The 14,449-nt window shown below is 68.2% G+C and carries 12 protein-coding genes, 1 tRNA gene and 1 pseudogene; 5 read left to right on the forward strand and 9 right to left on the reverse strand.

Translation table 11 applies throughout. The features are described from left to right. Positions 1–24: 24 nt before the first annotated feature. A pseudogene (locus tag ACPW96_RS14785) lies at positions 25–165 on the reverse strand (DUF4177 domain-containing protein); the annotation flags it as partial. A 98-nt stretch (positions 166–263) separates the two neighbouring features. Here ACPW96_RS14785 and ACPW96_RS14790 point away from each other — a divergent pair. The 4 genes from ACPW96_RS14790 (at position 264) to ACPW96_RS14805 (ending at position 4,773) form a co-directional block, all read left to right on the forward strand. Continuing rightward, on the forward strand, positions 264–2,855 hold the full coding sequence (locus ACPW96_RS14790; protein WP_425883991.1) for a transglycosylase domain-containing protein: 2,592 nt from the start codon (positions 264–266) through the stop codon (positions 2,853–2,855). Continuing rightward, the gene (locus ACPW96_RS14795; protein WP_425883993.1) at positions 2,855–3,826 is read left to right on the forward strand and encodes a metallophosphoesterase; all 972 of its coding nucleotides are present in this window, start codon (positions 2,855–2,857) and stop codon (positions 3,824–3,826) included. Before ACPW96_RS14790 ends, ACPW96_RS14795 begins: the two co-directional genes overlap by 1 nt. Before the next feature lie 51 nt (positions 3,827–3,877). Next, positions 3,878–3,954, forward strand: a tRNA-Pro gene (locus tag ACPW96_RS14800). 51 nt (positions 3,955–4,005) lie between these two features. Continuing rightward, entirely contained in the window at positions 4,006–4,773 is a 768-nt protein-coding gene (locus ACPW96_RS14805) for an HAD-IIB family hydrolase (protein WP_425820804.1), read from the forward strand. Here the strand turns inward: ACPW96_RS14805 and ACPW96_RS14810 are convergent. Continuing rightward, a complete protein-coding gene (locus ACPW96_RS14810; protein ID WP_425820803.1) occupies positions 4,770–6,050 on the reverse strand; it encodes an alpha-hydroxy acid oxidase in 1,281 nt (426 codons plus the stop codon). The genes ACPW96_RS14805 and ACPW96_RS14810 overlap by 4 nt on opposite strands. Positions 6,051–6,063: 13 nt before the next feature. After that, the gene (locus ACPW96_RS14815; RefSeq protein WP_425820802.1) at positions 6,064–6,789 is read right to left on the reverse strand and encodes a FadR/GntR family transcriptional regulator; all 726 of its coding nucleotides are present in this window, start codon (positions 6,787–6,789) and stop codon (positions 6,064–6,066) included. 95 nt (positions 6,790–6,884) lie between these two features. Between ACPW96_RS14815 and ACPW96_RS14820 the strand changes: the two genes are divergently transcribed. After that, complete coding sequence (locus ACPW96_RS14820; protein ID WP_425883996.1) at positions 6,885–7,727, forward strand: DUF1295 domain-containing protein; 843 nt, start codon at positions 6,885–6,887, stop codon at positions 7,725–7,727. A gap of 2 nt (positions 7,728–7,729) precedes the next feature. Here ACPW96_RS14820 and galE read toward each other — a convergent pair whose 3' ends face one another. The 6 genes from galE to ACPW96_RS14850 form a co-directional block, all read right to left on the reverse strand. Then, positions 7,730–8,749, reverse strand: a complete 1,020-nt coding sequence (gene galE / locus ACPW96_RS14825; RefSeq protein WP_425820800.1) for a UDP-glucose 4-epimerase GalE — start codon at positions 8,747–8,749, stop codon at positions 7,730–7,732. A 51-nt stretch (positions 8,750–8,800) separates the two neighbouring features. Further along, positions 8,801–9,433 (reverse strand): thymidine kinase, encoded by a 633-nt coding sequence (locus ACPW96_RS14830; RefSeq protein ID WP_425883997.1) that lies wholly within the window; start codon positions 9,431–9,433, stop codon positions 8,801–8,803. 71 nt (positions 9,434–9,504) lie between these two features. Next, positions 9,505–10,977, reverse strand: coding sequence for a malate:quinone oxidoreductase (locus tag ACPW96_RS14835; protein WP_425883998.1), 1,473 nt, complete (start codon positions 10,975–10,977; stop codon positions 9,505–9,507). 140 nt (positions 10,978–11,117) lie between these two features. Continuing rightward, entirely contained in the window at positions 11,118–12,194 is a 1,077-nt protein-coding gene (locus ACPW96_RS14840) for an aspartate-semialdehyde dehydrogenase (RefSeq protein WP_425820797.1), read from the reverse strand. Between the two features lie 98 nt (positions 12,195–12,292). Continuing rightward, entirely contained in the window at positions 12,293–12,877 is a 585-nt protein-coding gene (locus ACPW96_RS14845; RefSeq protein WP_425883999.1) for a DM13 domain-containing protein, read from the reverse strand. Between the two features lie 156 nt (positions 12,878–13,033). Further along, the gene (locus tag ACPW96_RS14850) at positions 13,034–14,344 is read right to left on the reverse strand and encodes an aspartate kinase (protein ID WP_425821065.1); all 1,311 of its coding nucleotides are present in this window, start codon (positions 14,342–14,344) and stop codon (positions 13,034–13,036) included. Between the last annotated feature and the right edge of the window lie 105 nt (positions 14,345–14,449).

Consider the following 14,449-nt stretch of genomic DNA (forward strand, 5'->3'; position numbering starts at 1 on the left):
GCCGGCCGGCTCGACGCCGACCGGACGCTTCAGATACGCCACCAGTCCGCCCTCGGGGCCGGTGACCACCTGAACCAGTTCCCAGCCCTGTTTGCCCCAGTTGTTGAGGATGGCGGCGGTGTTGTGAATCAGCAGCGGCGTGGTGAGGTATTCCCAAGTGGTCAATGGAACTCCCGGTGGATCGGCGGAAAACCGGGGGCCGAAGCGGCGCAACCCCGCGCCCGTAAAGGGTTCGCTCAGGTATCTCCCCTACGATCAAGCCTATGCCTGTTAAGAAACGGACGGCTACGGGCGTGCTCGGCGGACTCGCCGGCCTCGTAGGCCTGAGCGCTGTCGCCGGTGTATTGATCACCGCGACCGTGACCCCCGCCATCGCCGTTTCCGGCGCCGCCGCATCGAGCGCGATCACGATGTTCGACCAGCTGCCGAGTGCGCTCGAGATCGATCAGCTCATGCTGCCGACCACGCTGTACTACAAGAATCCCGACACAGGCGAGGACATCGTCCTCACGAAGTTCTGGGATCAGAACCGCATCCCGGTCTCGTTCGAGGAAGTCCCCACCGTCATGTACGACGCGATCCTCTCCAGTGAGGATCCTCGCTACTACGAGCACGGGGGTGTCGACCTCATCGGCACGACCCGCGCCGTGCTGACCAACATCCGAGGCGGATCGGAGACCCAGGGCGGGTCATCCATCAGCCAGCAGTACGTCAAGAACGTCCTGATCCAGCGCTGCGAGGCGGACGCGGAGACGGAAGAGGCGAAGGCTGCCTGCTTCTACGAAGCCACGCAGTCCAGCGGCACGGAGGGCATCCAGCGCAAGCTTCAGGAGATGCGCTACGCCATCCAGCTGGAGAAGGAGTACTCGAAGAACGAGATCCTGCTCGGCTACCTCGACATCGCCAACTTCGGCGGCACCAACTACGGCATCGGTGCCGCGGCGCAGTACTACTTCGGCGTCCCGGCGAGCCAGCTCAGCCTTACGCAGGCCGCCACGCTGGCCGGCATGGTGCAGAATCCGAACAGCTACCGGATCGACCAGCCGACCAACGAGGTCAACGGCGCCGCCGACGGCTACTCGAAGGCGAAGGGCCGCCAGACGTATGTGCTCGGCCGCATGCTCGAAGACGGGAAGATCACCCAGGAGCAGCACGATGCCGCGGTGGCGGAGCCCATCACCCCCAACATCGTGCAGCCGCAGACCGGCTGCGCTGCGGCCCTCGGATCGGCCTACTTCTGCCAGTACGTCAAGACGATCATCCAGAGCGACCCCGCCTTCGGCGCCACTGACAAGGATCGCGAAGAGGCGCTCAAGCGAGGGGGGCTGAACGTCTACACCTCGCTCGACGTGCGCCTCCAGCTGCCCGCGGAGCAGGCGATGCGCGACTGGGCTCCGGGCAGGATCGACGGGATGAGCTTCGGCGCGGCCTCGGTGAACGTCGAGGCCACGACCGGCCGCGTCCTGTCGATGGCCCAGAACACGACATTCACGGAGGACCTCGCCCTGTCGGCAACCGACCCCGCCTACTCCTCGTTGGTCTACGCCTCGGACAAGGCGCACGGAGGTTCACAGGGCTTCCCCGTCGGCTCCACCTACAAGCTGTTCACGCTGATCGACTGGCTCGAGAAGGGCCACTCGCTGAACGAGACACTCAACGGCGTCAACCGTGTGTTCCCGCGCATGAAGGCCAATTGTCAAGGCGATTGGGTCAACACGACCAGGACGAAGATCGACAACTTCGCCAAGGACGGTGGCTACACCGGCACCGTCTCGCAGTTCACGAAGGCGTCCCTGAACAGCGGATTCCTCGCGATGGCCGAGAAGCTCGACCTGTGCGACATCAACAAGGTCGCCGACCGGATGGGCGTGAAGACCGGAGACGGGCAGCTCACCTACCAGAGCAACCCTGACGTCGGATACATCGCGAACGTCGCCTTCGACGTGCTCGGCTCCAAGAACATCTCGCCGCTCGCCATGGCCGGCGCCTACGCCACGGTGGCCAATAAGGGCATCTACTGCACGCCCAAGGCGATCGACCGGGTCACGGACGCGAACGGCCAGGAAATCGCGCCGCCGGTGTCGACCTGCACCCAGGTGATCGCCCCCGAGGTCGCTGCGACGGCCGCGTACGCCCTCCAGGGCGTCATGAACTCCGGCGGCACCGGTGCCGCCTCGAACCCCCGCGATGGCACTCCGCTGATCGGCAAGACGGGAACGCACAACACGTACCAGACCATGATGATCGAGTCGAGCACGAACGCGACGACCGCCGTCTGGGTCGGCAACGTCAAGGACGAGGCGACCCTCTACAAGCGCTACTACAACGGCGTGGAACTCGCCCAGCTGCGCCACAGGATCGCTCCGGTGATCCAGCGAGCGGCGAACGCCGTGTACGGCGGCGACGAGTTCCCGCGACCCGACAACAACCTGACGCGCCAGGTCCTCACCAACTTGCCCAGCACCGTGGGGATGCCGGTCGACCAAGCGCGCGCGACGCTTCAGGAAGCGGGCTTCACCGTGCTCGTCGGCGAGGCGGTCGATTCCGGCGAGGCCGAGGGCATCATCGCCCGGCAAGACCCGGCCGGCGGCCGGATCGCCGGTGGGGCGACAGTGACCATCAACCCGAGCAACGGCCAGGGGATTTCGGTCCCCGACGTCTCGGGTCAACGACCGGAGCAGGCGCTGAGCGCCATCCGCGGCGCGGGCTTCGGCAGCGCCGCACCCGGCACCTGCACGGAGGACGCCAATGCCGATAAGGCGGGTGTGGTCACATCGACGAACCCGGCGGCCGGCTCCGTGACCAACCGCAACGCACAGATCAGCGTCAACTACTCGCGCGACAAGTGCCCCTGATGGCGGGTGTCACCCGCTCCCCCGCCGTGACCGCGGTCGCGGCGGCGGCAGCTCTGGGCGCGGCCGCCGCAGTGTGGGGCGTCGGGATCGAACGACACCTGTTCACCATTCGGCGTGCCACCGTGCCGATCCTCGAACCGGGCTCGGAACCGATCCGGGTGCTGCACATCTCGGACGTGCACATGGCGCCGTGGCAGCGCCGCAAGCAGGGGTGGATCGCCTCGCTCACCGCGCTCGACCCGGACCTCATCGTCAACACCGGCGACAACCTGGGGCACGCCGACGGACTGCGCGGGATCCGCGCGGCCTTCGCCGGGTTCCGCGGCATCCCGGGCGTCTTCGTGCACGGGTCCAACGACCACACCGCACCGTCGCCTCGCAACCCGCTGCGTTACTTCACCGGGCCGTCCAAGAAGCACCCCACGTCCGAACCGCTCGACACCGACGGGCTGGACACCTTCATGTCCTCCACGCTCGGCTGGCAGGACGTCAACAACACCGCGACGAGCATCGAGGTGCGGGGGCACCGAATCGACGTGTTCGGCGTCAGCGACGCGCACCGCGAGTGGGACCGGCTCGATGTGCTGCCGGGAATGGTCGAGGACCTTCGTCAGGGCGAGGTCGACCTGAACGGCGATGAATACGGCCACGACGGCGAAGACCGGCATCCGCTCACGCTCGGAGTCACCCACGCGCCGTACCGACGCGTGCTCGATGCCTTCACCGGTCTCGGCGCCGACATGATCTTCGCCGGCCACACCCACGGCGGGCAGGTGCGCGTCCCCGGGTTCGGGGCGCTCGTCGCCAACTGCGACATCCCGCTCAAGCAGTCGCGCGGGTTGAGCTCGTGGACGGACGGCCGGACGGTGCCCCTGAACGTCAGCGCCGGCCTCGGTCACTCCATTTACGCGCCGGTCCGCTTCGCCTGCCTTCCGGAGGCATCGCTGCTGACTCTGGTGCCGCGGTCGTGAACCCGGTGGACGAGGGCGGTCTGCCCATCGGGTAGACTCGGAGGGTTGCCACGGGGTGTGGCGCAGCTTGGTAGCGCGCGTCGTTCGGGACGACGAGGCCGCAGGTTCAAATCCTGTCACCCCGACCAGCAAAGGGGCTTCGCCGACAGGCGGGGCCCCTTCCCGGTAGAAGGAGAAGCATGAGCATCCCCCAACTCGTGGCGTTCGACCTCGATGACACCCTGGCCCCTTCGAAGAGCGCGATCGACCCGCAGATCGGCGCGTTGCTGATCGCGCTGGCCGAGCGCGTCGAGGTCGCCATCATCTCGGGCGGGCAGATGGGCCAGTTCCGCGCGCAGGTCATCGACCGGCTGCCGGATGCTCCTGCCGAGACGCTCGAGCGCATCCACCTCATGCCGACCTGCGGCACCCAGTACTTCCGGTACGACGGCACCGACTTCACTCCCGTCTACGCCCATCACCTCACGGAGGACGAGAAGGCGCGAGCCCTCGCCGCCGTCGAGGAGGAGGCCCGCCGCCTCGGCCTCTGGGAGGAGCAGACCTGGGGTCCCATCCTCGAGGACAGGGGCTCGCAGATCACCTTCTCGGCGCTCGGCCAGGCCGCTCCCCTCGACGCCAAGACCGCCTGGGACCCGACCGGCTCCAAGAAGTCGGCGCTCCGCGACGCCGTCGCTGCGCGCGTCCCGGACCTCGAGGTCCGCTCGGGCGGGTCGACATCGGTCGACATCACCCATCGCGGGATCGACAAGGCGTACGGGATGGGGAAGCTGTCGGACCAGACGGGCATCGCCCTCGATGACATGCTCTTCTACGGCGACCGGCTCGACCCCGACGGCAACGACTATCCCGTACTCGCCCTCGGCGTGCCATGCGAGGCCGTGGAGGGCTGGGAAGACACCGCCGCCCACCTGGAGCGGCTGCTGCCCGCCCTTCCCGTCCGGGTCTAGATCTTCGCGGTCGGCACACGCCGCGGCGCACGCGCCGGAGCGGGCGGGGCGATCGGTGCCAGACGAGCGAGCTGGGTGACGTGCTGCGGACCGAGCTCCTCGAGCGACGCAACCCCGAGCAGCGTCATGGTGCGCTCGATCTCGCTGCGCAGGATCCCGATCATGCGGTCCACTCCCTCGCGACCGCCGGCCATGAGGCCGTAGAGGTACGCGCGACCCACCAGGGTGAACTTCGCTCCGAGGGCGACGGAGGCGACGATATCCGCGCCGTTCATGATGCCGGTGTCGATCATCACCGTCGCGTCGTTGCCGACCTCGCGCACGACCTTCGGCAGCAGGTGGAACGGGATCGGAGCGCGGTCGAGCTGCCGACCGCCGTGGTTGGAGAGGATGATGCCGTCGACGCCGGCGTCGATCAGCCGCACCGAGTCCTCGACGGTCTGCACGCCCTTGACGACGATCTTGCCGGGCCACATGCCGCGGATGACATCCAGATCGTCGAAGCTGATCGTCGGGTCCATCGCGGCGTTCAGCAGTTCGCCGACCGTGCCGCCGGTGGTGCTCAGCGAGGCGAACTCGAGCTTGGGAGTCGTGAGGAAGTCGTACCACCACCACGGACGCGGGATGGCGTTGACGATGGTCCCCACGGTCAGCTGGGGCGGGATCGAAAACCCGTTGCGCTTGTCGCGCAGGCGGGCGCCGGCGATCGGGGTGTCGACGGTGAACTGCAGGGTGTCGAAGCCGGCCTCCGCGGCACGGCGCACCAGGCCGTATGAGATCTCACGGTCGCGCATGACGTAGAGCTGGAACCAGTTGCGGCCGTGCGGGTTCGCCCTCTTGACGTCCTCGATCGACGTCGTCCCCAGCGTGGAGAGGGTGAACGGGATGCCGGCGGCTGCCGCCGCCGACGCCCCCGCACTCTCTCCCTCGGTCTGCATGAGCCGGGTGAAGCCCGTGGGCGCGATGCCGAACGGCAGCGCGCTCGGCCCGCCGAGGATCGTCGTGGACGTGTCGATGTCGGCGGCGCCGCGCAGGATGCCGGGGTGGAACTCGACGTCCTCGAACGCCTGCCGGGCGCGTGAGAGCGAGAGCTCACCCTCGGCCGCGCCGTCGGTGTAGTCGAACGCGGCCTTCGGGGTGCGGCGCTTGGCGATCGCGCGCAGGTCGCCGATCGTGAGCGCCGCCTCGAGGCGGCGCTTGCGCCCATCCAGTTCCGGCTTCTTGAACTGCATGAGCTCCAGAAGCTCGGTCGGCTTGGGCAGCTGGCGTTTCACCATGGTGATCCTCTCGTCACGCGCCGAGGCGCGTCTGGGTGTAATACCCCGTGATGTGGTCGTGGATGAGGGTGCGGGAGAGCTCGGCATCGTGGCGTGCGATGGCGTCGACGATGCCTCGGTGCTCGCCACGAAGGCGGTCGGCCGTGGCCGACCAGTCGGTGATGGATGCGGCGGCGGCGCGCACGTAGGACTCGACGGACGTGCGCAGACCCGCCATCATCGCTGCGACCACGACGTTGCCGGATGCCTCCGCCAGGGACAGATGGAACTGGGCGTCGAGAGTCAGGAACTCATCGGGGGTGAGGTCGACGGCATCCATCGCCGAGAGGGCCTCGTGCACGGGACCGAGATCCGGCTCGTCCGCGGCAGCCACGTCGGCGGCGACCGCCATCTCGAGCAGGAGCCGCGTGGCGACCACGTCGGCCAGCGGGAAACCCTGCGCCGCGACCTGCAGGCGCAGCAGCGCGGACATCCCGCCTCGGGGGGTGGCGATGATGATCGCTCCCGACGTCGGACCGGAGCCGGTTCCGGTGCGGACGAGGCCAAGCACCTCGAGCACGCGAAGCGCCTCGCGCACGCTGGAGCGGCCCACTCCGAGCCGGGCGGCGAGCTCCCGTTCCGGCGGGAGGCGGTCGCCCGGGGCCAGGCGGCCGTCGAGCAGCTCGGCCTCGATGTGCTCGAGGACCCAGCGCCACGCGCGCGTGCCGGACGGCGGAGCCGTCAGATCGGTCGCTGCCATGCGTCTCCGTCCTTCGCCGTCGGTGCTGTGGTGTGACCACACTAGCCTGTGTGGTCTGACCACAGCAAGCTCCGGCGGGGTCTAAGGTGAGCGGCGTGGACCCCCTCGCCCTCGTCCTCCTCGTCGCGTCGCTCAGCTGCGTCGCGTGCTGGCTCGCCTCGCTGATCACCAAGGACACCTCGTGGGTCGACCGCCTCTGGTCGGTCGTACCGGTGGTCTATGTCTGGATCTTCGCCGCTGCCGGGTTGGTGGACGGCGGCGACCCGGCCAGGCTGCTGCTCATGGCCGCCCTCGGAACGGCATGGGGCGTGCGCCTCACCTTCAACTTCGCGCGCAAAGGCGGCTACACCGGCATGGAGGACTACCGGTGGGCTGTGCTGCGCGCACGCATGAAGCCGTGGCAGTTCCAGATCTTCAACCTGTTCTTCATCGTCCTCTACCAGAACGCGCTGCTCGTCCTGATCACCCTTCCGGCCATGGTGGCGTGGCAGAACCCCGCGCCGTTGAACGCGTGGGACGTCGCCTTGGCGTTGATCTTCGCGGCGTTCCTCGCCGGCGAGACGGTGGCGGACCAGCAGCAGTGGAGCTTTCAGGCGGCGAAGCGACAGGCCGGCGGCACCCTCGAGCCGGGTTTCGTGACCACGGGCCTCTGGCGTTTCAGCCGGCATCCGAACTTCTTCTTCGAGCAGGCGCAGTGGTGGGCGTTCTACGCGATCGGCGCCGGTGCCGCTGTGGCGTCGGGCCTGGGACTCTGGGGCGGAGCGCTGAACGCGACCATCGTGGGACCGGCTCTGCTCACGCTGCTGTTCCTCGGCTCGACGGCCTTCACCGAGTGGATCACCAGTTCCCGCTATCCGCGCTACCGCGAATATCGGAGAACGACGTCGATGCTGGTGCCGCGGCCCCCGCGGCGCGCCCAGGCACCGCGCACCGCCTGACCTCAGGCGGTCGCGTATCCCTGCGGGTTCTTGGTCTGCCAGTTCCAGTAGTCGCCGCACGCGTCGTCGATGGAGCGCGTGGCAGCCCACTCGAGTTCTGCCCTCGCCTTGCTCGGATCTGCGTAGCTGGCGGCCACATCGCCGGGCCGACGCGGCTGCACCGCACGCGGAATCGGCCGGCCGCTGGCGCGTTCGAAGGCCTCGATCAGCGTCAGCACGCTGACCGGCTCGCCGGTGCCGAGGTTGTAGATCTCGTAGCCCGGCTGAGCGCGCTCGAGCGCGGCCACGTGACCGGCGGCCAGATCGACCACGTGGATGTAGTCGCGCAGGCCGGTGCCGTCCGGAGTGTCGTAGTCGTCGCCGTAGACCGCCACCTGGGGCAGCGCCCCGATCGCGACGCGCGAGACCACGGGCATCAGATTGTTGGGGATGCCGCGAGGATCCTCGCCGATCAGCCCGCTGGAGTGGGCGCCGACGGGGTTGAAGTACCGAAGGCTCACCGCGCGGAGGTCCGGGTCTGCGGTGGCCGCGTCGTGCAGGATCTCCTCGATCATGCGCTTTGTCTTGCCGTAGGGATTGGCCAGATCGATGCCCGTGGGCGACGTCTCGGTCAACGGCAGGGACTCGGGCTCGCCGTACACCGTCGCCGAGGAGGAGAAGACGATGGTCGGGATGCCCTCCGCCTTCATCACCTTGAGGACCGCGATCGAGGACCCGACGTTCACGTCGTAGTAGCGGACCGGCTCGGCGACCGACTCGCCCACCGCCTTCAAGCCGGCGAGGTGCACGACGGCGTCGACGGGTGCGTTGTCGCGGACGAATGCGGCCAAGGCGTCCTCGTCGCGCGCATCCGATACCAGGAGCGGCACGCGGGCACCCGTGATGCGCTCGATGCGCCGAACGGCTTCTTCGCTGGAGGCGGAGAGATCATCGACGACGAGGACGTCGTGACCGGCCTCGACGAGGGCGACGGCCGTGTGTGCCCCGATGTACCCGGCTCCGCCGGTGAGAAGAACGCGCATGTCTCCAGCCTAGCGAGCGGCGGAGTGAGCGCCCGTCCCGGTGCGGTGAGGTCAGCGGCCGTCCAGGTGGCCTCCGGACTCCTGCAGGTAGCAGAGTCCGCAGAGCGACTCGTACGTCACCTCGATGTCCGCATCCGGTGCCGAGGCCGTGTCGATCGCGACCTGGTCGCCGTCGAAGACGAAGCGCCCGCCGATGACCCGCCCGTTGAAGATCGCCTTGCGGCCGCAGCGGCAGATGGTCTTCAGCTCTTCGAGGGTGTGTGCGATCTCAAGCAGGCGACGAGAACCGGGGAAGGCGTCGGTTCGGAAGTCCGTGCGGATGCCGTAGGCGAGCACCGGGATGTCATCGAGCACCGCGATGCGGAAGAGATCGTCGACCTGGTCCGGGGTGAGGAACTGCGCCTCATCCACGAGCAGGCACGCCACCGCCTGACCTGTCTCCTTCAGCACACGAGCCGCCTCACGCGCGAACGCCTCCCGAGCGCCCTCTCCGGGCGCCAGGAGGAAATCGACCGTGCGGGACACCCCCAGCCGGCTCTCGATCTGATCGGCGGCCTTCGTGTCGATCGCCGGCTTGGCCAGCAGCACGTTCTGATGCCGCTCCTCGTAGTTGTACGCGGCCTGGAGAAGAGCTGTCGACTTGCCGGAGTTCATCGCCCCATAGCGGAAGTAGAGTTTGGCCACCCGCCGAGTCTACGAAACCTCCGTCCTGCTCCCGGCCAACAGCACAGCGTACGGATGGAGACGGCGGATGCTCAGGCGGAGATCGCGAGCACCTGAGCGGTCTGCGTGACCGAGGCCCGGGCGACCGCCGGATCGACGTTCAGCGACCTGCCGTAGCTCGGGATGAGCTTCTCCAGGCGAGGCTCCCATGCGGCGATCTGGTCGGGGAAGCAGGTCTTCAGGAGACCCAGCATGATCGAAACCGCGGTCGATGCACCGGGCGAGGCGCCGAGCAGGCCGGCGATCGTGCCGTCCGCGGAGGTGACGACCTCCGTGCCGAACTGCAGCACGCCGCCCTTCTTCGGGTCGCGCTTCATGACCTGGGCGCGCTGCCCCGCGCCGAGCAGCTCCCAGTCCTCGTCTTTCGCCGTGGGCATGAACGTGCGAAGGCTGTCGACCTTGGCGTGGTGATTCTTCAGCAGCTCGCCGACCAGATACGTCAGCAGCGAGGGATTGTCGATGGCGACCTTCATCATCGGCCACAGGTTCGATGGCCGCACCTGACCGACGATGTCGAACATCGACCCGTTCTTGAGGAACTTCGGGCTGAACGTCGCGAAGGGACCGAACAGCAGCGATGCATCGCCGTCGACCACTCGCGTGTCGAGGTGCGGGACGGACATCGGGGGCGCACCGACCGATGCCTGCGAGTACACCTTCGCCTTGTGCTGGGAGACCAGCGCGGGGTTGCTCGTCTTCAGCCACTGCCCGCCGATCGGGAAGACGCCGTATCCCTTGATCTCGGGGATGCCGGAGCGCTGGAGCAGCTTCAGCGCCCATCCGCCGGCCCCGACGAAGACGAAGCGGGACTTCAGCTGCCGGGGCGTGCCGCCGATCGTGTCGCGGGAGCGGATCAGCCAGGTGCCGTCCTTCTGCTGCTTGAGCCCGCGCACCTCACGGTTAGTGAACACCTGTACGCCGTTGTCCTTGAGGTGATCGAACAGCTGGTGCGTCAGCGCGCCGAAGTCGACATCCGTCCCCGCGGGCACACGGGTCGCCGCGAACGGCACGCCCCTGCGGCGCCGCTTCATGAGCAGGGGTGCCCACTGGTGGATGACTCGGGAGTCCTCGCTGTATTCGATCCCGGCGAACAGCGGCTCCTTCTTCAGCACCTCGTAGCGCTTCTTGAGGTACGCGACGTCCTTCTCGCCCTGCACGAACGTCATGTGCGGTGTGGCGTTGATGAACGTCTTGGGCTCGTCGAGGATCCCGGCCTGCACCAGTGACGCCCACAGCTGCCGGCTCTGCTGGAACTGCTCGTTGATCTGCACGGCCTTGGCCGGATCGAGCTTGCCGTCGGCGCCTTCCGGCATGTAGTTCAGTTCGCAGAGGGCGGCATGGCCCGTTCCGGCGTTGTTCCAGGCGTTGGAGCTCTCGAGCGCGACGTCATGCAGGCGCTCGTAGGTCACGATCTTCCAGTCCGGCTGGAGTTCGTGCAGGAGTGTACCCAGGGTGGCGCTCATGATGCCGCCACCGATGAGGACGACGTCGACGGATTCGGTCACCGCTCAAGTCTAGGGGCGCGCGTCAGCAAGCCGGGGGCGTGGGGCGGAGCCCCACAAAGAACGCGCGTCAGCAAGCCGGGGGCGTGGGGCGGAGCCCCATCAAGAGAAGTGCGCGCCTCGGACAGACCCGCCCGGCCCGCTCACACCGCGGCGGTCGTTCCGAGCCGCGCGGCGACGACCTCTGCGATCTGCACCGCGTTGAGGGCGGCGCCCTTGCGCAGATTGTCGTTGCTGATGAACAGCACGAGGCCCTTGCCATCGGGGGCGGATTGATCCGCCCGGATGCGGCCGACGAAGCTCGGGTCCTTGCCTGCGGCCTGGAGCGGCGTCGGAACCTCTTCGAGCGCGACCCCGGGGGCGCCGGCGAGCACCTCGCGGGCACGGTCGGGGGTGATGTCGCCGGCGAACTCCGCGTGGATGCTCAGGGAGTGCCCGGTGAAGACGGGTACCCGCACGCAGGTGCCCGCAACGCGGAGGTCGGGCAGCTCGAGGATCTTGCGGCTTTCGTTGCGGAGCTTCTTCTCCTCGTCGGTCTCGTTGTCGCCGTCATCGACGAGGTTGCCCGCGAAGGGGATCACGTCGAACGCGATCGGCGCGATGTACTTCTCGGGCTGAGGGAAGTCGATCGAGGACCCGTCGTGCACGAGCCGCAGCGTGTCGCCCTGTGCGAGCACGCCCTCGACCTGCCCGAGCAGCTCCTCGGCGCCGGCCAGTCCGGAGCCGCTGACGGCCTGGTACGTGCTGACGATCAGCCGCTCGAGACCGGCCTCGGCGTCGAGCACCTTGAGCACCGGCATCGCGGCCATCGTCGTGCAGTTCGGGTTCGCGACGATGCCCTTGCGCGCCTCGTCGATCGCGTGGGGGTTGACCTCGCTGACCACGAGGGGGACGTCGGGGTCCATGCGCCAGGCGCTGGAATTGTCGATGACGAGCGCGCCCGCGTCCGCGAAGCGGGGCGCATGCGCCCGGCTGCCGGTGGCGCCGGCAGAGAAGAGGGCGATGTCGATACCCGCCGGATCGGCGGTCTCGACATCCTCGATCACGACCGTCTTCCCCGCGAACTCCACGGCCGTCCCGGCTGACCGCGCGGTCGCGAACAGGCGCAGCTCGCGGATCGGGAATGCGCGCTCCGCGAGGATCTGACGCATCACGGTGCCGACCTGGCCGGTGGCGCCGACGACGGCGACGGAGAGTCCGGTATCGGAGATGTGTGTCATGAGCGTGGTCCTCTGCTCTCTCGGCGTAACTGCCCATTCTACCGTGGCACTCCGCGCGGCCGTCGTCGCATGACGGCGGATGCCGGGCGCCGACCTTGTCAGGAGAGCGCCGCAGCCCCGAACGACACGGAGAACTGCACGCACCAGAGGTCGACGCTTCGGAACACATCGAGATCGACGTCATCCGGAATGTCGTAAAGTTGATCGCCGAGATTCCCCTTGATCATCCCCAGATCGACGAACGGGTGCCCGCCGGCGGTGAACCAGCCGTCCGTGCCTTCCACGACCGGCCCCGCACTCAGCCACACGTGCACGTCGGGACCGTTGGTCGTCGCGAGCGATTCGAGAGCGAGCTGCCGACGGCCGTCGGGAAGGAGTATGACCCGCGCCGTGCCCGTCGTCTCGTGCTCATGACTGAGAAAGGTCCCCGCGAGCAGGTCGACAGGTTCTGTGCGCTGGGGCGCCTCGGGTGTCGATGCGGGCTCGAGCGGGGTCGCCGACGACGGCGTGGGAACGGCAGCCGTCGGAGTCGCCGCGGCCGGAATGTCGTCGTCCACGCGCACGTCGATGAACAGAAGCCACGGCTGGAACACCAGTCCCCCGACGACCAGCGCGCAGATCGCCAGCCCGGCAGCGATCCCCCACAGCCACCGCGCCCGGCCCGACATCCCGCTGCGAGCCACTGCGCACCCCCTCGACGCGCCGACGCTACCTCCAGCCGCTGGAGTGCCGCTGGGAATCGATGCCGAAGACAGGACTTCCGGGGAGCGCAGGACGAAACCATAAGAATCGTCCTGGGGCGGCGATATCTCCTGGTCTGGGGGCGGCGGCCGAGCCGCTCAGCGGCCGGTACCCGCGTGCACCGTCGCCTCGACGTCGCCGTCCAGCCCGTACGCCGTGTGCACCAGGCGCGCGGCTTCGGCCAGATCGTCGGCGCGAACGAGCACCGAGATGCGGATCTCGCTCGTGGAGATCATCTCGATGTTGACTCCGGCGATCGACAGCGCCTCGAAGAGGGTCGCCGAGACGCCGGAGTGGGTGCGCATGCCGACCCCGACCACCGACAGCTTGCCGATCTGGTCGTCGTGCACGAGGCTCTCGAAGCCGACCTCCGCCTGGTGGGCGGAGAGAGCCCGGAGCGCCGTCGCCGCATCCGCCTTCGGAAGCGTGAACGAGATGTCGGCGACCCCGGTCGCGGCGGACGAGACGTTCTGCACGATCATGTCCACGTTGGCACCGGAGCGGGCGACGATCTTGAAGATCTCCGCCGCCTTCCCCGGCACGTCCGGCACGCCGATGATGGTGATCTTCGCCTGGCTGAGATCGGTCGCGACTCCCGCGACGATGGGCTCTTCCATGCCTTCTCCCTCTCCGTCGGCGCCCAGGGCGCTCAGTGCGACGCCGTTCAGGCGCATCCCCTCGCCCCACACCAGTGTTCCCTCACCTGAGGAGAACGTCGATCGGGCGTGGATCAATACCCCGTGCCGGCGTGCGTATTCGACGGCGCGGATGTACAGCACCTTCGCGCCGTTGGCGGCGAGTTCGAGCATCTCCTCGCTCGAGACCCGGTCGAGCTTGCGGGCTCGGGGAACGACGCGGGGGTCGGCGGTGAAGATCCCGTCGACGTCGCTGTAGATTTCGCAGACGTCGGCCTCGAGGGCTGCGGCCAGGGCCACGGCGGTGGTGTCCGAGCCGCCACGACCCAGAGTCGTGATGTCCCGGGTGTCCCGGTTGAATCCCTGGAAGCCGGCGACGATGACGATGGCTCCCTCGTCGAGGGCCTCCCGCAGGCGGACCGGAGTGACATCCACGATCCGCGCCGCGCCGTGCTGGGCATCCGTGATCATGCCCGCCTGGCTGCCGGTGAAGGAGCGGGCCTCGAATCCCATGGAGTGGATGGCCATCGCCAGCAGCGCCATCGAGATGCGCTCACCGCTGGAGAGCAGCATGTCGAGTTCGCGAGGAGCGGGAATAGGCGCGACCTGGTTCGCCAGATCGAGAAGCTCGTCGGTGGTGTCGCCCATCGCGCTGACCGCGACGACGACATCGTGCCCGGCGCGGCGGGTGTCGACGATCCGCTTCGCCACGCGCTTGATGCTCTCGGCATCGGCGACGGACGAACCGCCGTACTTCTGCACGATCAGCGCCACGATGAGACCCCCGGGAAGCGTCGGCGCGGGATGCCGCACCCGAAGATCCATCTTAGGGACGGGCGCATTCCCGCGAGCCCATATGACGTCACCGCGGCTGCCGCG

Origin of the sequence: Micromonospora sp. DT81.3 (assembly GCF_049847225.1) — a bacterium.
In the GTDB taxonomy this organism is placed as follows: Bacteria; Actinomycetota; Actinomycetes; order Actinomycetales; family Microbacteriaceae; genus Microbacterium.

What these genes read in the sequence shown, in the direction of transcription:
- ACPW96_RS14840 (WP_425820797.1), bottom strand. Translation starts at nt 12,194, where the DNA reads ATGACACACATCTCCGATACCGGACTCTCCGTCGCCGTCGTCGGCGCC.
- galE (WP_425820800.1), bottom strand. Translation starts at nt 8,749, where the DNA reads ATGCGCGTTCTTCTCACCGGCGGAGCCGGGTACATCGGGGCACACACG.
- ACPW96_RS14790 (WP_425883991.1), top strand. Translation starts at nt 264, where the DNA reads ATGCCTGTTAAGAAACGGACGGCTACGGGCGTGCTCGGCGGACTCGCC.
- ACPW96_RS14795 (WP_425883993.1), top strand. Translation starts at nt 2,855, where the DNA reads ATGGCGGGTGTCACCCGCTCCCCCGCCGTGACCGCGGTCGCGGCGGCG.
- ACPW96_RS14805 (WP_425820804.1), top strand. Translation starts at nt 4,006, where the DNA reads ATGAGCATCCCCCAACTCGTGGCGTTCGACCTCGATGACACCCTGGCC.
- ACPW96_RS14815 (WP_425820802.1), bottom strand. Translation starts at nt 6,789, where the DNA reads ATGGCAGCGACCGATCTGACGGCTCCGCCGTCCGGCACGCGCGCGTGG.
- ACPW96_RS14810 (WP_425820803.1), bottom strand. Translation starts at nt 6,050, where the DNA reads ATGGTGAAACGCCAGCTGCCCAAGCCGACCGAGCTTCTGGAGCTCATG.